The sequence below is a fragment of the Pseudomonas sp. NPDC089428 genome, assembly GCF_044749325.1.
Classification (GTDB): domain Bacteria; phylum Pseudomonadota; class Gammaproteobacteria; order Pseudomonadales; family Pseudomonadaceae; genus Aquipseudomonas.
In genome coordinates, this window is record NZ_JBIVHT010000001.1 from 244062 (window position 1) to 263483 (window position 19422).

11 protein-coding genes are annotated in these 19422 nt (G+C 65.1%); 2 read left to right on the forward strand and 9 right to left on the reverse strand.

Going from position 1 to position 19422, the window contains the following annotated elements:
- Positions 1-87 precede the first annotated feature (87 nt).
- Positions 88-3405: a maltose alpha-D-glucosyltransferase gene (gene treS / locus ACIPZ5_RS01315; RefSeq protein WP_261940808.1), complete on the forward strand. Its 3318-nt coding sequence runs from the start codon at positions 88-90 to the stop codon at positions 3403-3405.
- A complete protein-coding gene (gene glgB, locus ACIPZ5_RS01320) occupies positions 3406-5616 on the forward strand; it encodes a 1,4-alpha-glucan branching protein GlgB (protein WP_261940807.1) in 2211 nt (736 codons plus the stop codon). It abuts the gene before it with no gap.
- 117 nt (positions 5617-5733) lie between these two features.
- On the opposite strand, the gene ACIPZ5_RS01325 is transcribed toward glgB, so the two are convergent.
- From ACIPZ5_RS01325 to ACIPZ5_RS01365, 9 genes are all read right to left on the reverse strand, one after another.
- Positions 5734-6813 (reverse strand): autotransporter outer membrane beta-barrel domain-containing protein, encoded by a 1080-nt coding sequence (locus ACIPZ5_RS01325; protein ID WP_343597354.1) that lies wholly within the window; start codon positions 6811-6813, stop codon positions 5734-5736.
- A 320-nt stretch (positions 6814-7133) separates the two neighbouring features.
- Positions 7134-7928: an endonuclease/exonuclease/phosphatase family protein gene (locus tag ACIPZ5_RS01330; RefSeq protein ID WP_261940805.1), complete on the reverse strand. Its 795-nt coding sequence runs from the start codon at positions 7926-7928 to the stop codon at positions 7134-7136.
- Between the two features lie 53 nt (positions 7929-7981).
- Positions 7982-10135 (reverse strand): glycogen debranching protein GlgX, encoded by a 2154-nt coding sequence (gene glgX, locus ACIPZ5_RS01335; RefSeq protein WP_400806123.1) that lies wholly within the window; start codon positions 10133-10135, stop codon positions 7982-7984.
- Between the two features lie 153 nt (positions 10136-10288).
- Positions 10289-10558 (reverse strand): DUF2934 domain-containing protein, encoded by a 270-nt coding sequence (locus ACIPZ5_RS01340; protein WP_261940803.1) that lies wholly within the window; start codon positions 10556-10558, stop codon positions 10289-10291.
- A gap of 14 nt (positions 10559-10572) precedes the next feature.
- Positions 10573-13347 (reverse strand): malto-oligosyltrehalose synthase, encoded by a 2775-nt coding sequence (locus ACIPZ5_RS01345; RefSeq protein ID WP_400806126.1) that lies wholly within the window; start codon positions 13345-13347, stop codon positions 10573-10575.
- Entirely contained in the window at positions 13344-15413 is a 2070-nt protein-coding gene (gene malQ / locus ACIPZ5_RS01350; protein ID WP_343597361.1) for a 4-alpha-glucanotransferase, read from the reverse strand. The genes ACIPZ5_RS01345 and malQ overlap by 4 nt, the downstream gene beginning before the upstream one ends.
- Complete coding sequence (gene treZ, locus ACIPZ5_RS01355; protein WP_343597363.1) at positions 15410-17152, reverse strand: malto-oligosyltrehalose trehalohydrolase; 1743 nt, start codon at positions 17150-17152, stop codon at positions 15410-15412. Before treZ ends, malQ begins: the two co-directional genes overlap by 4 nt.
- Positions 17153-17166: 14 nt before the next feature.
- Positions 17167-18726: a glycogen synthase GlgA gene (gene glgA / locus ACIPZ5_RS01360; protein WP_261940799.1), complete on the reverse strand. Its 1560-nt coding sequence runs from the start codon at positions 18724-18726 to the stop codon at positions 17167-17169.
- Between the two features lie 520 nt (positions 18727-19246).
- Positions 19247-19414: a DUF6026 family protein gene (locus tag ACIPZ5_RS01365; protein WP_261940798.1), complete on the reverse strand. Its 168-nt coding sequence runs from the start codon at positions 19412-19414 to the stop codon at positions 19247-19249.
- Positions 19415-19422 lie beyond the last annotated feature (8 nt).

A 19422-nucleotide genomic window follows, 5' to 3' on the forward strand; every position in this document is an offset into this window, starting at 1 on the left:
CCGGTGCCATCCACTGCGGTGCCTGCTTCGCGGGCAAGCCCGCTCCCACAAGGATCTCGCCGAACCCAGGACAGAAAGGAGTCACCCATGGCCAAGCGTTCCCGCCCGGCAGCCTTCATCGATGACCCGCTGTGGTACAAGGACGCCGTGATCTACCAGCTGCACATCAAGTCGTTCTTCGATGCCAACAACGACGGTATTGGTGATTTCGCTGGCCTGATCAGCAAGCTCGACTACATCGCCGAACTGGGCGTAAACACCCTGTGGCTGCTGCCGTTCTACCCCTCGCCACGGCGCGACGATGGCTACGATATCGCCGAGTACAAGGCTGTGCACCCGGACTATGGCAGCATGGCCGATGCCCGCCGCTTCATCGCCGAGGCACACAAGCGCGGCCTGCGGGTGATCACCGAGCTGGTCATCAACCACACCAGCGACCAGCACCCCTGGTTCCAGCGCGCCCGCCATGCCAAGCGCGGCAGCAAGGCGCGGGACTTCTACGTGTGGTCGGACGACGATCAGAAATACGACGGCACGCGGATCATCTTCCTCGACACCGAGAAGTCCAACTGGACCTGGGACCCGGTCGCCGGCCAGTATTTCTGGCACCGTTTCTATTCGCACCAGCCGGACCTCAACTTCGACAACCCGCAGGTGCTCAAGGCCGTCATCGAGGTGATGCGCTTCTGGCTCGACCTGGGTGTCGACGGCCTGCGCCTGGATGCCATCCCGTACCTGATCGAGCGCGATGGCACCCACAACGAAAACCTGCCCGAGACCCACAGGGTGCTCAAGGCGATTCGCGCCGAAATCGATGCCAACTACCCCGACCGCATGCTGCTGGCCGAGGCCAACCAGTGGCCCGAGGACACCCGCCCGTACTTCGGCGAGGGTGATGGCGACGAATGCCACATGGCCTTCCACTTCCCGCTGATGCCGCGCATGTACATGGCCCTGGCCATGGAGGACCGCTTCCCGATCACCGACATCCTGCGCCAGACCCCGGATATCCCGGCCAACTGCCAGTGGGCGATCTTTTTGCGCAACCACGATGAGCTGACCCTGGAGATGGTCACCGATCGCGAGCGCGACTACCTGTGGAACTACTACGCCGAAGACCGCCGCGCGCGCATCAATCTTGGCATCCGCCGGCGCCTGGCGCCGCTGCTGCAGCGCGACCGCCGGCGCATCGAACTGCTAACCAGCCTGCTGTTGTCGATGCCCGGCACGCCAACCCTGTACTACGGCGACGAACTGGGCATGGGCGACAACATCTACCTCGGTGACCGCGACGGCGTGCGTACGCCGATGCAATGGTCGCCAGACCGCAACGGCGGTTTCTCCAGGGCCGACCCGCAGCGCCTGGTGCTGCCGCCGATCATGGACCCGTTGTACGGCTACCAGACCGTCAACGTCGAAGCCCAGGCCCACGATCCGCACTCGCTGCTGAACTGGAACCGCCGCCTGCTGGCGGTACGCAAGCAGCAGAAGGCCTTTGGCCGCGGCAGCCTGCGCATGCTCACGCCAAGCAACCGGCGCATCCTGGCGTACATCCGCGAGTACACCGACGCCGATGGCAACAGCGAGGTGATTCTTTGCGTCGCCAACGTTTCCCGCGCCGCCCAGGCCGCCGAGCTCGAACTGTCGCAATACGCTGACAAAGTGCCGGTTGAGATGCTCGGCGGTAGCGCCTTCCCGCCGATCGGCCAGTTGCCGTTCCTGCTGACCTTGCCGCCTTATGCCTTTTACTGGTTCCTGCTGGCTGCCCACGACCGCATGCCCAGCTGGCACATCCAAGCCACCGAGGGGTTGCCGGAATTGACCACGTTAGTGCTGCGCAAACGCATGGAAGAACTGCTCGAACCGCCCTCCAGCGACACCCTGCAAGGCACCATCCTGCCGCAATACCTGCCCAAGCGCCGCTGGTTCGCCGGCAAGGAAGGCCCGATCGACCAGGTGCGCCTGCGCTACGGCGTGCGCTTTGGCACCGCCACCACACCGGTGCTGCTCAGCGAGATCGAAGTGCTCAGCGACGGCGTGGCCAACCAGTACCAGCTGCCGTTCGGCCTGCTGCCGGAAGAACAGATCAACACGGCGCTGCCGCAGCAGCTGGCGCTGGCGCGGGTCCGCCGTGGCCGCCAGGTTGGCCTGATCACCGACGCCTTCGTCCTTGAACCGTTCATCCGCGCTGTACTGCGCGCCTGTCAGGACGGTGTGCAGCTGCCTTGCGGCAATGGCCAGGGCGAACTGCACTTTGAGTGCACCGCACAGCTGGCTGAGCTTGAGCTGAATGAGGAAAGCCCAGTGCGTTACCTCAGTGCCGAGCAGTCCAACAGCTCGGTGGTGATTGGCGACCGCGTGGTGCTCAAGCTTATCCGCCGGGTCAATCCGGGCATTCACCCGGAGCTGGAGATGAGCGCCTACCTCACCGCCGGCGGCTTCGCCAACATCTCGCCGCTGCTGGCCTGGGTCAGCCGCGTCGACGAGCAGGGCGCGCCGCACCTGTTGATGATCGCCCAGGGCTACCTGAGTAATCAGGGCGATGCCTGGGCCTGGACCCAGAACACCCTGGAGCGGGCCATCCGCGATGAGATGGAGCCGACCAGCGCTGATGCCGAAGCACATACCGATGCGCTGGCCGAACTCAACGGATTCGCCGCCTTGCTCGGCCAGCGCCTGGGCGAGATGCACCTGCTGCTGGCGGCACCGAGCAACGATCAAGCCTTCCAGCCGCGCCCCAGCGACGCCGACGACAGCCAACGCTGGAGCGTGCAGATCAGTGCCGAACTGAACCACGCCCTCGACCTGCTGGCCCAGCACCGCGAACACCTCGACAGCGACAGCCAGGCCCTGGTCGACGACCTGCAACAGCAGCGTGACGGCCTTGCCCAGCACATCGCCAGGCTCGCCGAACAAGCCCAGGGTGGCCTGTTGATGCGTGTGCACGGCGACTTGCATCTGGGCCAGGTCCTGGTGGTACAGGGCGATGCCTACCTGATCGATTTCGAGGGCGAGCCGGCCCGTCCGCTGGACGAGCGCCGGGCCAAACACAGTCCGTACAAGGATGTCAGCGGCGTGTTGCGATCCTTCGACTATGCTGCTGCGATGATCCTGCGCAGCGCGTCTGCGGTCGACCTTTCCGGCCCGGCGCGCCAGGCCCGACAACGGGTTGCCCGGCAGTACCTGCACCAGTCGCGGCATGCCTTCGTCGAGGCCTATGGCCTGGCCACCGCCGCCATGCCCCACGCCTGGCAACAGGCCGAAGGCGAGCGCGCCGCACTGGAGTTGTTCTGCCTGGAAAAAGCCGCCTACGAAATTACATACGAAGCCGAAAACCGTCCGAGTTGGCTGGCCGTGCCCTTGCATGGCTTGCATGGACTGATCAGTACCTGGGGAGAGTCATAGATGAATGCAACCACGCGTGATAACGGCGGCCTTCGGCAACGGGACCTGGATGCCCTGGCCCGCGCCGAGCACGCCGATCCATTTGCAGTGCTGGGCCCCCATGCAGACGGGCAGGGCGGCTTGCTGGTGCGGGCGTTCCTGCCCAATGCGCTGAACGTGCGGCTGCTGGCGCGCCATGATGGGCGTGTCCTCGCCGAAATGGTGCAGGGCAGCCTGCCCGGCCTGTTCAGCGCGCACCTTGATGAGGCACACCCGTACCTGCTGCAGATCGGCTGGGCCGGGGGCGAGCAGGTGACCGAAGACCCCTACAGCTTTGGCCCGCAACTGGGTGACATGGATCTCTACCTGTTCGCCGAGGGCAATCACCGCGACTTGTCCGGGCGCTTTGGCGCCCAGCCGGTCCAGGTCGATGGCATCGATGGCGTGTGCTTCTCGGTGTGGGCACCCAATGCACGACGGGTCTCGGTGGTGGGCGACTTCAACAACTGGGACGGCCGCCGCCACCCCATGCGCCTGCGCCACAGCGCCGGGGTGTGGGAGCTGTTCGTGCCGCGCCTGGGCGTGGGTGAAACCTACAAGTTCGAAGTGCTCGGCAAGGACGGCATACTGCCGCTTAAGGCTGACCCGCTGGCACGCGCCACCGAGCTGCCGCCGAGTACGGCGTCGAAGGTGGCCGGTGAGCTGAGCCACGAATGGCATGACCACGACTGGATGGAACACCGCGCCCAGCGCCATGCTTACAGTGCACCACTGTCGATCTACGAACTGCACCCCGGCTCCTGGCAATGCGAGCTCGACGAACTGGGAGAAGTGTCGCGCTACTACAACTGGCGCGAGCTTGCCGAACGCCTGGTGCCTTATGTGCAGCAGCTGGGCTTCACCCACATCGAACTGTTGCCGATCATGGAGCATCCATTCGGTGGTTCCTGGGGCTATCAGCCGCTGTCGTTGTTCGCCCCGACTTCACGCTATGGCAGCGCCGAGGACTTCGCGTTCTTCGTCGATGCCTGCCACCAGGGCGGCATCGGCGTGATCCTCGATTGGGTGCCGGCGCATTTCCCCACCGACGAACATGGCCTGGCGCGTTTCGACGGCACCGCACTGTATGAGTACGACAACCCGCTGGAAGGCTTCCACCAGGACTGGAACACGCTGATCTACAACCTTGGCCGCAACGAAGTGCGCGGTTTCATGCTGGCCTCGGCGCTGCACTGGCTCAAGCACTTCCATGTCGACGGCCTGCGCGTCGATGCGGTCGCTTCGATGCTGTACCGCGACTATTCGCGCAAGGCCGGCGAGTGGGTGCCCAACCGCCACGGTGGGCGCGAAAACCTCGAGGCCATCGACTTCATCCGCCACCTCAACGGCATCGCCGCCCACGAGGCGCCGGGGGCGCTGATCATCGCCGAGGAGTCCACCGCCTGGCCAGGCGTCAGCCAGCCGATCCAGCAGGGCGGGCTGGGTTTTGCCTACAAGTGGAACATGGGCTGGATGCACGACACTTTGCATTACATCCAGAACGACCCGGTGCACCGGACCTATCACCACAACGAAATGAGCTTCGGCCTGATCTACGCCTACTCCGAGCATTTCATCCTGCCCATTTCCCATGATGAGGTGGTGCACGGCAAGCATTCGTTGATCGACAAGATGCCCGGCGACCGCTGGCAGAAGTTCGCCAACCTGCGCGCCTACCTGACCTTCATGTGGACCCACCCAGGCAAGAAGCTGCTGTTCATGGGCTGCGAGTTCGGCCAGTGGCGCGAGTGGAACCACGACCACCAGTTGGACTGGTACCTGCTGCAGTACCCGGAACACCAGGGCGTGCAGCGACTGGTCGGTGACCTGAACCGCCTGTACCGCGAGCTGCCGGCGTTGCACGAGCAGGACTGCCAGCCCCAGGGCTTCCAGTGGCTGATCGGCGATGACGCGCACAACAGCGTGTATGCCTGGTTGCGCTGGAGCAGCCAGGGCGAGCCGCTGCTGGTGGTGGCCAACTTTACCCCGGTACCGCGCGAGGGGTACCGGATTGGCGTGCCGTTCGGGGCGCGTTGGCAGGAGTTGCTCAACAGCGATGCCGAGCTGTATGCCGGGTCGAATGTCGGCAATCTGGGGGCGGTGGAGAGTGATCAAGTGGCCAGCCATGGGCAGCCACTGTCACTGGCGCTGAACTTGCCGCCGCTTGGGGTTCTGGTAATGAAACCGGCCTGATTCATCGCCTGTGTTGGCCTCTTCGCGGGCAAGCCCGCTCCCACAGGTACTGCACCAACCTTCAGGTGAGTGCTATTTCTGTGGGAGCGGGCTTGCCCGCGAAGAGGCCGTGCCTGCCTACCACCGCATCCGCACCCCAAGGCTGCCAATCAGCCCGTTGAGGTCGTTGCCATCCACATCGCTGCTGTAATCGGCACTGACAAACAGCGCCACCGATGGTGTCACTCGTGCCACCAGCCCCAAACCCAGTTCCACCGTGGTCGAATAACGCGAGCTGGAGATCTTGTCGACCTGGTCCAGCTTCACCTCGCTGGTGTCGTTGAAGTCATACCAGACGTTGGTCCGCACATAGGGCTCGATCGGCATGCCTTTGACCTGGTAGCGCCCGGACAATTTGGCACCGACCCGGCCGCTCCAACTGGGTTGGCTGTCGAAGGCTTGCAAGGTCTCTGCCTGCACCTGGTTACCCGGGAAGAACTGCTGGTTGATCAACTGCGCCTGGGGCTCGATCACCCAGCCACCACCCAGGCCGATCGGGTAACCGCCTTCCACCGAAAAGGTCATCGCATGGCCGCTGTCATCCAGGCGCTGGCCGCTGTCGCCACGGCCCATTACCTCGATGCGCGAGCCCATGGCCACGGCATCCAGGTGCCAGCCTTGCTCATGGGTCATGCTCCAGTACACCCCCAGGCTCTCGCCGCTGAGGTTGACCGCATTGCGTTGCTTGTCCCCCAGCAACGGCCGTGCGCCGTTGAAGCTGCTCTGCAGGTTGTTGTGCCCCACGAAGATGCCCGCACGGTGCACGTTGCCATCGGCGGTTTCACGCACGAACAGGTCCGGGCCGATCATCAGTTGCTGGCTGGGCGCTTCCAGCTGCTCTGGCGTCCGCGCGCCAGGCTGCGGTGTGGCGCCAGGGAAGAACTGTGCCCACTGGCCGCCCACCAGGTCGGGGGCTGGCAGGCTGTGCCGTTCGCCCATCTTCTCACTGAAGGCGTTAAGCGTACCCAGGCTCAGGCCGCTGGCGCTGACCGGGTCGAGCGACAACGTCGGCACCGTCGCGTGTTGCAGGTAGCTGGGGGAGATCGGATCTTCCTGCAATTCGAACGCGAACGTTTCCACCGGGGTTGCCAGAAGCATCGACGTGGAAACCGCATAGAAAAAATGATCGAAGCGCAAGGGATTCGAGGTTCTTTTCATGGCGGATCTCCTCTGTTTTTTTTGTTGCAAAGCCCAAGGACCTGGCCTGTTGTCACGAGCTGTACGACAAAAACAGAGGGCGACCCAAACCAGCACGCCAGCTTTCGCGAGCGCGCACAAAGGCGCGAGCTAGAGGCCCGGCGCGAGTTTTTACGTCTAGTGATAATGTTCAGCTAAGGAGAGTCCGGGGCTTGCGTCAAGAAAGCGTGAAAGGTCTGTTCACACTCCGTGGCTGCCGTTAACCCTATGATTATCTTCGTGAAGTTGTTGGGTATAGCGGTGATCGCTATTTCTGCGCCATTGGCTATGCCGAATCATTGTTACAACCTGACCTCAACGGCCAGTGGCAAGTGGTCGGAAAGGTGCGTCCAAGGTTTGTGCCCCAGAATCTGCGGCGCATGGCTATCGGCATTGCGCAGGTAGATGCGGTCCAGGCGCAGTAGCGGCAAGCGGGCCGGGTAGGTGCGGGCGAGCAGGCCGTGGTGGCGCTCGAAGGCCTCGTGCAAGTCGCGCTGCAGGCGCAGGATGCGGTTACCGTGTTGCTGCCAGTCGTTGAAGTCGCCGGCGATGATTACCGGTGCATCCTTGGGCAGTGCATCGAGGAGCTGGCGCAGCAGTTGCAACTGCTTCTGCCGGTGGCTTTCCAGCAGCGACAGGTGCACGCAGATGGCATGTACCTTGTGCTGGCCGGGGACGTCGAGGATGCAGTGCAACAGGCCGCGACGCTCGGGGCCGGTGATCGACACGTCGAGGTTGCGGTGTTCGATGATCGGGTACTTGGACAGCAGTGCATTGCCGTGGTGGCCATCGGGGTAGACCGCATTGCGGCCATAGGCGAAGTCGCTCCACATGCTGTCGGCGAGGAATTCATATTGCGAAGTCTGTGGCCAGCCGGGGTAGCGTGCGGCATGGCGATCGTGACTGCCGAGCACTTCCTGGAGAAAGACGATATCGGCCTGGGTACTGCGCACCGCCTCGCGCAGCTCAGGCAGGATGAAGCGCCGGTTGAAGGCGGTGAAGCCCTTGTGGGTGTTCACCGTCAGCACCCGCAGCCGTTTGACGGGCGCGGACTGGCGGGTGCTGATGAAACCTGGGCTGCCGGCTTCGAGGTTCACGGTGGCTCCTCAATGCAACAGATACAGATGGGACAGGGCGCGCCGGTGCCGGTTCACTCTTCCTCGCGTTGCAACACCATCAGCAGCAACGACCGCCCCTTGACTTCGAAGGTGCTGTCGAACTGCAGATGCTGCGGCTTGCGCAGCTCCGGCCGGTCGGTATCGATCAGGCAGCTCCAGTAGTCGCCTTCCGGCACGGCCGGCAGCAGGAACGGCACCACATCATGGTGGGCGTTGACGATCAGCAGCATGGTCGCCTCCGAGCCGGGCCGCGCGATGCCACTGACCTGGGCGCGGCCATCGATCAGCATGCCCAGGCAACGCCCGTGCGGGTCTTCCCACTGCTCAACGCTCATCTCGCTGCCATCCGGCGCCAGCCAGGTGACGTCCTTGACCCCGATCGCCTCATTGTAATCGCCCACCAGGAAGCGTGAGCGGCGCAGTACGGGGTAGGCCAGGCGCAGGCGAGTCAGGCGCTTGACGAAGGCCAGCAGTTCCTTGCCGTCCTGGTCCAGGTCCCAGTTGACCCAGCCGATCTCGCTGTCCTGGCAGTAGGCGTTATTGTTGCCGTGCTGGGTGCGGCTGAACTCATCACCCGCCACGATCATCGGCGTCCCCTGAGCCAGCAACAGCGTGGCAAAGAAGTTGCGCATCTGGCGCATGCGCAGGGCTTTGACCTGCGGATCGTCGGTGGGGCCTTCAACGCCGCAGTTCCACGACAGGTTGTTGTCGGTGCCGTCCTGGTTGTTCTCGTCGTTGTCTTCGTTGTGCTTGCTGTTGTACGACACCAGGTCGCGCAGGGTGAAGCCATCGTGGGCGGTGATGAAGTTGACCGAGGAATACGGCCGGCGCCCGCGGTTGTTGAACATGTCGCCCGACGCCGTCAGGCGTGCGGCAAAATCGGCCAGCTGGCCTTCGTCGCCTTTCCAGAAGGCCCGTGCGGTATCGCGGAAGCGGTCGTTCCATTCGGCCCAGCCTGGCGCGAAGTTGCCCACCTGGTAGCCACCAGGGCCACAGTCCCAGGGCTCGGCGATAAGTTTTACCTGGCTGAGCATCGGGTCCTGACGGCAGGCGACGAGGAAACCGTGGCGCTCGCTGTAGCCATCGTGGTAGCGGCCGAGGATGGTCGCCAGGTCGAAGCGGAAGCCGTCCACGTGCATCTCGCCGGCCCAGTAGCGCAGCGAGTCGGTGACCAGCTGCAGCACGCACGGGTGGCTGAGGTCGAGGGTGTTGCCGGTGCCGGAATCGTTGATGTAGTAACGCTTGTCGTCGGGCATCAGGCGGTAGTACGAGGCGTTGTCGATGCCGCGCATCGACAGGGTCGGGCCGCGCTCGTTGCCTTCGGCGGTGTGGTTGTAGACCACGTCGAGGATTACCTCCAGGCCGGCGTCATGCAGGTGCGCGACCATTTCCTTGAACTCGGCGATCTTGCCACTGGCCAGGTAGCGCGGGTGCGGTGCGAAGAAGGCGATGCTGTTGTAGCCCCAGTAATTGTTCAGGCCCTTGTCCAGCAGGTGCTGGTCGTTGACGAAGGCATGGATCGGCAGCAGCTCGATGCTCGACACACCCAGCTCCTTGATGTGCTTTAGCAGCTCGTCGTTGGCCAGGCCCGCGAAGGTGCCGCGCAGTTCTTCCGGCACCGCCGGGTGGCGCATGCTGATGCCACGGGCGTGGGCTTCGTAGATGATCGTGCGTTCCCAGGGGATCTGCACACGCTGGTCGCGGCCCCAGGTGAAGGCCGGGTCGATGACCTTGCATTTGGGCACGAAGGGCGCGCTGTCGCGTTCGTCGAACGACAGGTCGCCATCGGGGTGGCCGATGGTGTAGCCGAACAGCGCCTCGGACCACTTCAGGCTGCCGACCAGTTGCTTGGCATAGGGGTCGATCAGCAGTTTGTTGGGGTTGAAGCGGTGACCGTTTTCCGGCTCGTAAGGGCCGTACACACGGTAGCCATAGACCAGCCCGGGATGCGCGTCAGGCAGGTAGCCGTGGTAGATCTCATCGGTGTACTCGGGCAGTTCGATGCGCTCGATTTCCTGCTCGCCAGTAGAGTCGAACAGGCACAGCTCGACCTTGGTGGCATTGGCCGAGAACAGGGCGAAGTTGACCCCCAGGCCGTCCCAGGTGGCGCCCAGGGGGAAAGGCATACCCTCACGAATGCGCGATGGGGCGACGGAGCGGGTTTTCTTGGGCGTGCGCGGGCTCATGGCTATCCTCGAAATGGCCGTGGTGGAGGGAAATCGTAGGGACCTGCACCGGCCTGTTCGCGGGTAAACCCGCTCCCACAGGTACTGCAACTGTGGGGAGGTGGGTGCGATCCCTGTGGGAGCGGGTTTACCCGCGAAGGGGCCGGTGCAGGCTTACCCGGCAGTCGGCTTTTTCGCTGCCCGAGGTTTCTTGGCAGCTACCGGCTTGCTGGCCCCCGGCAAGGCGGCCGCCTTCTGTTCAGCCGCTACCTTGGGCTTGGCTGGTGCCCGCTTGCGCGGCGCAGCCTTGGGCGCCAGCGCCTCGGCTTCGGCAAGCTTGCGGGCCATGTCCCAGTGGCGGTCTTCCTGGCCGGCGGGCTTACCTTCGGACTCCCAGATCTGGTAGGCGAATTCGCGGATTCGTTTTTCATCGACACTCATCATTGCACTCCTGATGCTCAAGATTGTTGTATCAGCAGGTTGACCGGAAACTCCGCCAGCAAGGCGCTCAACAACAGCTCCCTAGAAGGGCTGACCGCAGCGTTGGAGAAAAGTCCAGTCGAATTGGCAGGCGACAAGGCAAACGGCAGGATCAGCCGGGTGTCGTCCCAGTTCTGTGCCGGGATCAACGGTGTAGAGGCGCCACCGAGCAGGCCGCTGGCCAGGCGCGGAGCGACGACGATGGCGCGTTCGCCATCACCCAGGCGGGCGAAGGCGATGACCTGGTCGGCATGCCGGCCCTGGACCTTCAGTGGCAGGTAGGCACCCCGGCGAAACAGCTCGGCGTGGGCCAGGCGGCAGTCCAGCACCCGGGCGATCAGAGCCTGTTTGATGCGGCCGTCGCGCCAGTGCGCCAGCAGTTCGCCGGGGGCAGCGGCATCGTCGAGGGTGCGACGCCTGCAAGCGTAGTCCACGGCGCGGCGGTTGTCCGGGTCGACCAGGCTGAAATCCCAGTACTCGTTGCCCTGGTACAGGTCGGGCACGCCAGGCACGGTCATGCGCAGCAGGCTCTGTACCAGGCCGTTGAGGGCACCGGGGCAGGCGATCAGCTGCGCGGCATCGGCCAGCGACTGGCGCAGCTGCTGGTTTTCCCGACCCAGCAGCAAGCCGTCGACATACGCTGCGCAGGCGGCTTCATAGGCCTCGTTTGGCGCGCTCCAGCTGCTGCGCAGCTTGGCTTCACGCAGGGCCTTCTGCTGCCATTGGCGGATACGTTCGGCGTATTGGCGCAGCGCGCTGTCGTCGTGCAGGTCGAGGCTGAGTGGCCAGCTGCCCAGTAGCGTCTGCAACAGCAGCAGCTCGTCGCCGGGGCTTGGCGCCACGCCATCATCCAGTTGTTCACGCAGTGGTGCGGCCAGTTCGCGCCAGTGCTCCACACGGCTGGCGAACCAGGGCCCGCGCTCACTCAACACGGCCAGGCGTGCGCGGCTGTCCTCACCACGCTTGTGGTCATGGGTGGCGGTGGCCAGCAGGTTGTCGGGGAAGTCGCGCAGGCGGCGCTGGGCCTCGTTGTGGAAATGTTCGCTGGTGGCGCTGAAACGCTCGGCCTCGAAGCCGACGTCATTGCGCGACAGCAGCCGCGCCGAGCGATAGAACGCAGTGTCTTCCACGGCCTTGGCGGCGCTGGGCGCGGTCAGCTGCTGGAAACGCACGCAGGCATGGCGCAGGTGCTTGCGCGGCCGGCCTGGGGGCATCTGACGCCAAGGCTGGCCACCGAGCCATTGCTCGAGCTGGTCGAGCAATGGCCAGTCGGCTTCGCCCAGGTCCTGGCGGGCATGGGCCAGGGCCTGCTGGAAGAACCGCTCATCTTCGGCCGGGCGCCCGCAGGCGTTGAAGTAGGTGCGATACACCGGGTAATGCGCGACCAATGCCTGCAACGCGCGGCGGATCGCGCCCAGGGTCAGGTCGCGGGTCATCAGGTCGTCGCGGGCGACCTGCAACAGCGCCTGGGCCACCGACTCGCAGTCGCCGGCCAGGCTGGCGTTGAGCACCAGGTGCCGCGCCAGGCGCACCTCCTCGGGGAAGTCGGGGCGCTCGCTGACCGTCGCCCACAACTCGGTCAATGGCGCTTCGCCGGCCGGGTCGTGCTGCAGCAGCGAGACCTGGTTCATGAACTCGTAGCCGGTGGTGCCGTCGGTGAGCCAGTCGCGGTGCAGGTGTTCGTCGGCGCCGAGGATTTTTTCCACATAGATCGGGAAGTGCTCCAGTGCGGCCTGTAACGGGCGCCTGGCAAGCAGGCTGTCGACCCGGCGCCGCAGCTTGCGGCAGTAACCGCGCGGGTCGGCCAGGCCGTCGATATGGTCGATGCGCAGGCCGTCCACCAGGCCGCGCTCGATCAGCTCGAACAGCTTGGCGTGGGTCGCCTCGAACACCACGGCGCGCTCCACCCGCAGGCCGCCGAGTTCGTTGATGTCGAAAAAGCGCCGCCAGTTGATGTCATCGGCGGCGGTGCGCCAGCTGGCCAGGCGGTAGGTCTGGCGTTCCAGCAGCAGATGCAGGCGCTTGAAGCCGTCTTCGCTGCGGCTGTCGAAGGCGACCAGGGCCGACTCCAGGTCTGCGCCTTCACGCACCAGGCGCGCCAGCTCGGCGTGCAGGGGCAGGGCGTCGGCCAGTGGGTCGGGGGCGTCGCGCAAGGCAGTGAAATGCTCCGCCAGGGCCTTTAGCGCAGGCTCGGGGCTCTGCGCAAGAATCCACCCATAGTCCAGCGGGCAGATCGGGAAGCGGTGTTCGTAGTGGGCGACCTGCAGGGAGCCCGATTGCTTGTCGAATTGCAGTGGAACCTCGCCATTCTTCAGCGCCGCGCCATAGTCGCTGCCGAGGAACGGCAACAGCAACTGCCCGGCCAGCAGCGGGTCGCTGGAATGCCACTGGATGTCGAAGAATTCCGCGTAAGGGCTGCGCCGGCCCCAGGCCAGCAGGCTCTGCCACCACGGGTTGTCGGCGCCGCCCACGGCCATGTGGTTGGACACGGTGTCGAGGATCAGCCCCATGCCATGCTGGCGCAGCGCTGCCACCAGCCGCTGCAGCGCCGCTTCGCCGCCAAGCTCTGGGTTGACACAGGTCGGGTCGACCACATCGTAACCGTGGCGCGAGCCGGCGCGGGCCTTTAGGATCGGTGAGGCATACAGGTGGCTGATGCCCAGCTGGGCGAAATACGGCACCAGTGGCACGGCGTCATCAAGGCTGAAGTCGCTGTGAAATTGCAGGCGCAGGGTCGCTGTCAACGGCTTCATCGGTCTCGCTCCCAGGCTTGTTCACGGGCCTGGGCCAGCAGCTCCAGGCGCCGTGCGGCGTCTTCATCGTCAAGCAGTTCGCGCACCGGCGCGGCGAAGCGCCGGCGCCAGTTGGGGTGGCCGCTGGTGGTGCCGGGCAGGTTGGGCTGCTCGTCGCTGCCGAGCAGGTCTTCCAGCGGGATCAGCACCAGTGGGGCGCGGGTGTGGCCAACGTAGCGGATGGCAGCATCGATCAGCGCGTCATTGTCGTCTTGTGGCCCGTAGTTGGCTTCCAGGGTGCGGCGCAAGCCTTCGCGCTCCTTCTGCCGTTCATGGCGCCAGTGCAGCTCGGTGGCGGCGTCGATCAGTTGCAGACGCTGGCTCCAGTCGATGTCTCGGCTTTGCAGCCAGCCGGCAAGCGGCGCAAGGTCGTGGGTGCCGGTGGTGGCCAGGGCGTCGTCCGGCCAGTCGAGGATCGGCTTGAAGTGGCCCGGCTGGGTTTGCTCGAAAGGCAACACGCGCATGCCCAGCACGGCCTTGGCCGCCAGCTGCTCGCGCAGGCCTTCGGGCACCGTGCCAAGGTCCTCGCCAAGGATGATCGCCTGGTGGCGTACCGACTCCAGGGCCAGCAGGCGCAGCAGGTCTTGCAGTGGGTAGTTGAGGTAGGCGCCTTGGTCGGGCTTGCAGCCACGGGGAATCAACCACAGCCGGCGCAGGCCCATCACATGGTCGATGCGCAGGCCGCCGGCATGTGCCAGGTTGGCCCGCAGCATCTCGATGAAGGCGCGATAGCCGTTGCGCTTGAGCCCCTCGGGGGAGAACGCGCAGATGCCCCAGTCCTGCCCCGAGCGGTTGAGGATGTCGGGCGGCGCGCCGACCTTGAGGTTGGCCAGCAGCTCGTCCTGGCGGCTCCAGGCCTGGCTGCCGGCGCCATCGGCGCCCACCGCCAGGTCGGCGATCAGGCCGACCGCCATGCCGTTGCTACGCGCGGCGTGCTGGGCTCGTTGCAGGCTGCGTTCGGTCAGCCACTGGCAGAACGCGTGGAACTCGACCTTGGCCGGGTAGGCGTTGGCGAAGGCTTCGACTTCCGGGTGGTAGGGGTCGTGCCAGGCGCTGGGCCAGTTACGCCAGTCGGCACCCAGGCCCTGTTCAACGGCGTGCGCCTGCAGTACTTCGAAGCGGCAGTGATGTTCCAGGGCCTGGCCGCGGGCCTCGCGGAAGCTGTCGAAGTCCTTGCGCAGCGGGTGGTCGGCCTGGCTGAAGTCCTGGTACAGCGCCTCGAGCAGGCGCAGGCGGGCATCGGCGGCGCGGGGCCAGTCCACCAGCGGGCGCTGCTCCAGCTCTTCGAGCATCTGTTCCAGGCCGCACGCCTCGACCGCCATGCGCACGGCGCGCTCGCCCAGCAGCGTCGCGGGGCTGGCGTACAAGGTGTTGAGCAGCAGCCGGCTGGACGGTGAGTAAGGGCTGTAGTGTTGCTGGTCGATGGCCGAGAGGGCGTGGATCGGGCTGATCGCCAAGGCATCGGCGCCGCGTTCGGCGGCGCTGCGGGCCAGTTGCTCCAAGGCCAGGCAGTCGCCAAAGCCACCATCACCTGGGCGGCGCAGGCTGTAAAGTTGCACGGCCAGCCCCCAGCAGCGGGGCGGCGGCTCGGCGACCGCGTCGGCCAGGCTGTGGCAGCGCTGTGGGGCCACGGCGAGGGTGAAGCTGCGGTCATTGATCTGCAGCAGGTGATAGCCGACCGGCAAGCCGCCGGGCAGGTTGCCTTGGGCATCGAGGGTCAGGTACTGCAGGCGGTTGCTTTCCAGCGTACAGCGCACCGCGCTGCCAGGCGGGAAGTAACGCTGCAAGGGCAGCGGCTGGTCAAGGTCGGCGGTGATCAGCGGGGGCAGGTGCTCGGCGTCATCTGCGGCCTCCACGGCGCGCAGGCTGGCCTGAATCGCCGCTTCGTCGCTGGCAGGGTGGCCCAGCCCGTCGAGGACCTTGCGCAGCACCTCGTCACTGACCTGCTGCGGCCGGTTGTTGGCGTCGATCCAGTCACGGGCCAGCCCGACACGGGCGGCCAGTCGATGCAAGGCGTTTTCGCTCATGGGTTCTCCTGGCCGGGCGCAATCAGGCTGACCACGCAGCTGTAGGCGCACAGCGCGGTGTCGGGGTGGGTGGTGTCGCTGCTGTCGAACAGGCGCCAGTGGACGGCGGGCAGTTCAACCTGCTGCGGCGTGGTGGCCACATTCAGGTCGATGCGCAGGGTGCTGCCATTACCCAGGCGCCAGCGTGCGGTCAGGGCCTGGTCGCCCAGCACTTCGGCGCCCAGTGCGCGGCTGCCGGGCAGGTGCGGGATGATGTGGCGTTGGCGCAAGTCGAGCAGCTGCTGATACAGGCCGTGCCAGCCGGCGATGACCTCTTTGTTCCGTAGCCGCGACGCCTCGAAGGTCTGCTCGGCATTGGGGTCGGGAATGTGTTCGCGTTGCTCGGGGTCGGCGAACGCCTTGAAATGGGCGAACTCGCCCCGGCGGCCTTCGCGCACGGCATCGGCCAGCTCATCATGAAAATCGGTGAAGAACAGGAATGGCCGGCAGCTGCCCTCTTCATCGCCCATGAACAGCAGCGGGATCATTGGTGCCAGCAGCAACAGGCCGGTGGCCGCACGCAAGGCCGCAGGCGGGCACAGGCGGGTCAGGCGCTCGCCCAGGGCGCGGTTGCCGATCTGGTCATGGTTCTGCAGGAACAACACGAACGAACTGGGGGCGAGGTGCCCGCTGGGCTCCCCGCGTGGCGTGCCGTGGCGGTTGGCCTGGCCCTGGAACACGAAGCCTTCGGACAGGCAGCGGGCCAGCTTGTCGATCGGCTTGTCCTGGTAGTCGGCGTAGTAACCTTCGGTTTCCCCGGTCAGCAGCACGTGCAAGGCGTTGTGGCCATCGTCGTTCCACTGGGCATCGAAGCCCTGTTCGAGCAGCGAAGCCTGGTTATGCTCGTTCTCCAGCACCAGCCATATATGCCGGCCCGGCTCCACGGCGGCGCGCACCCGTTGCGCCAGCTCGACCAGAAAGTCGGGCTGGTCGATGGCGTGCACCGCATCCAGGCGCAGGCCGTCAAAGCGGTAGTCGCACAGCCACATCAGGGCGTTCTGGATGAAGTACTCGCGCACCTCGCGGCGGCGAAAATCGATGGCCGCGCCCCAGGGCGTCTGGCGGTCTTCGCGAAAGAACGGGCTGGCGTACTGGTGCAGGTAGTTGCCGTCCGGGCCGAAGTGGTTGTACACCACATCGACCATGACCATCAGCCCCTGGCCATGGGCGCGGTCCACCAGTGCGCACAGCTGTTCGGGGCTGCCGTAGCTGTGCTGCGGCGCATAGGGCAGTACGCCGTCGTAGCCCCAGTTGCGTTCGCCGGGGAACTGGCCCAGGGGCATCAGCTCGATGGCACTGATGCCCAGTTCAGCCAGCCTCGGCAACTGCCGGGCGACGCCCTGGTAACCTTCGAGCACGCCGACGTGCAGCTCCTGGATCACCGCCTCGTGCCACGGTCGGCCTTGCCACGGGTGCTGCCAGGCGTAGGCGCCGGTATCCACCAGCTGGCTCGGGCCGTGTACACCTTCGGGCTGGTAGCGCGACGCGGGGTCGGCCACTTGCAGTTTGCCGTCGATGCGATAGTGATAACGGTCGCCGGCCTGGCACGGGGCGACGCCCGTGTACCAGCCGTTGCCCTCGGGCAGCAGCTCAATGGCCGGCTGCTGCTCCAGTTCCAAGCTCACGCTGCGCGCATCTGGCGCCCACAGGGCGAAGCGCGCCGACGTGGCGTCCAGCAGGTGTGCGCCATGCCTGTGCATCTTCGAACCCCCGCTCAGTAGTGGCTCAGGTGTGCCTGCTTGACCAGGTCCTCGTAGAGGCGCGCGTAGGGTTCCACCGCCTGGCACCAGTTGAACGGCTGGGTCATCGACAGGCAGCGCATGGCGTTGAGCAGGTCCTTCTTGCCGTAGGTATAGAAGGCACGGCTCAGCGCTTCGCGGTAGCTGTCGACAGTCGATTCATCGAACAGGAAACCGGTGACGCCATTCTCGATGGTGTCGGCCAGGCCGCCGGTGTTGCGTGCCACCGGCAGCGAACCGAAGCGCTGGGCGTACATCTGGCTCAGACCGCAGGGCTCGTAGCGCGATGGCATCAACAGGAAGTCGCTGCCGGCGAACATGCGCCGGGCGTCGGTTTCGTTGAAGCCGATGCGCACGCCGATGCGGCCTGGGTGGCGCAGGGCCAGCTCGCGCATGGCCTGTTCTTCCTCCGGCTCACCGCGGCCGATGATCGCGATCTGCCCACCTTGTTCGACGATGTAGTCGGCAACACCCAGGGTCAGGTCCAGGCCTTTCTGGTAGACCAGTCGCGAGACCACGGCGAACAGCGGCCCTTCGGACGGTTCCAGTTCGAACAGTTTGCGCACTTCGGCGGTATTGCGTGCCTTGCCGTCCCAGTCGTTGATGCTGAAGTTGTGCTGCAGGTGCTTGTCGGTGGACGAGTCCCAGCTTTCGTCGATGCCGTTGGGGATGCCGCCGAGAAGGCCTTGCTGGGCCTTGCTGGCCAGGAAGCCATCGAGCCCGCAGCCGAATTCGGGGGTGGTGATTTCCTGGGCGTAGGTGGCGCTGACCGTGGTGATGTGGCTGGAGTAGGCAAGGCCGGCCTTGAGGAACGACAGTTTGCCGTAGAACTCCATGCCTTCCTGTTGCATGGCATGCTCGGGGATCGCCAGCTCCGGGCTGCAGCCGCGGCTGTAGACGCCCTGATACGCCAGGTTGTGAATGGTGAACAAGGTCGGCGTGTTAAGCCCGCGCCAGTGCATGTAGGCCGGTGCCAGGCCAGCGGGCCAGTCGTGGGCATGCACCACTTCGGGCTTCCAGTGGATCATGCCCTCACCAGCGGCAATCTCGGCCGCGGCCAGGCCCAGGCGGGCGAAACGGATGTGGTTGTCGGGCCAGTCACGGCCGTTGTTGGCACCATAGGGGGTGCCGTCACGCAGGTACAGTTCGGGGCAGATCAATACATAGATGACCAGGCCGTCGGCCAGGTCCATGCGGCCGATCTTGCACGGCGGCAGGGCTGCGTGGCCGCCGAGCTCGCCGACGATATGAATGGGGTTGTCACTTTCCATCACCTGGCGGTAGCCGGGGATCAGCACCCGTACATCGTGCAAATGCGCCAGGGCGCGGGGCAGCGCCGCAGAGACGTCGCCGAGGCCGCCGGTCTTGACCAGGTCGGCGATTTCCGAGGTGACGAACAGGATCTTGCGCTTGTTCGGGTTGTGCTGGCGCTGGGCGCCGGGTGTCGTGCCTGTCTTGGCGAAGTCCGGGGTGAGCGGCTCGCGGTTGTCCGGGTTGAATGAATCTACGTGAGGCTCGACAGCGGCACTGATCATACTTCTCTCCGTCCCTATGTATTAGCCGGGTGCTGGCACCCGTTGCGGTATCTCGTGCTGGTTCTCTCTGGTTCTGTAGTTGCGTAAAGCTATCCATGCCCCGAAGTCGTGCGCGCAGGCACAACGCGATCAGCATTCCGGCCGAAGGCGATTGGACTGATTGGGGTAGGCGGGCCGTGCGAAGGAAGTCCTTTTGCAATTGGCCTACTTAGTTGCTGACCCGCCACCATTTCCAAAAGTTCGACTTTTTTACGTCGCTCTTCCTCTGAGCAAATGGCGGGCCGAAATCTGAGTGTAGGAGAGCTGGAGATAAAAAGGTGACCCACTGGTCACTTTCGCTATGACGCGAGATAGACGCAAACGTTGGCGTGTGTGACCGAATATGAACAGAGGTGTTCGAGGGTGGGGCAAGGGGTATTCAGGTGTGCGCCATAGAGTGGCTGGCCAGCGTATCGTGCACCGTGATGGGGCAGAATGTCGGCACTGTGGGAGCCGAGGCTCCCACCAGGGGAGGGGTGAATCAGAGGCTGACGGCTTTACCGTCGCCAAGCGCCTGTTCCAGCAACAAGTGCAGCTGGGCGACCTGCTGGCGCAGCTGATCACGTTCGTCCTTCAACTTGCGCAGCTCATCACGGCGTACGGAGACATAGAGGGTCTGGGTTGGAGTAGCAGGCATCAAGGTACCCATGAGCACAC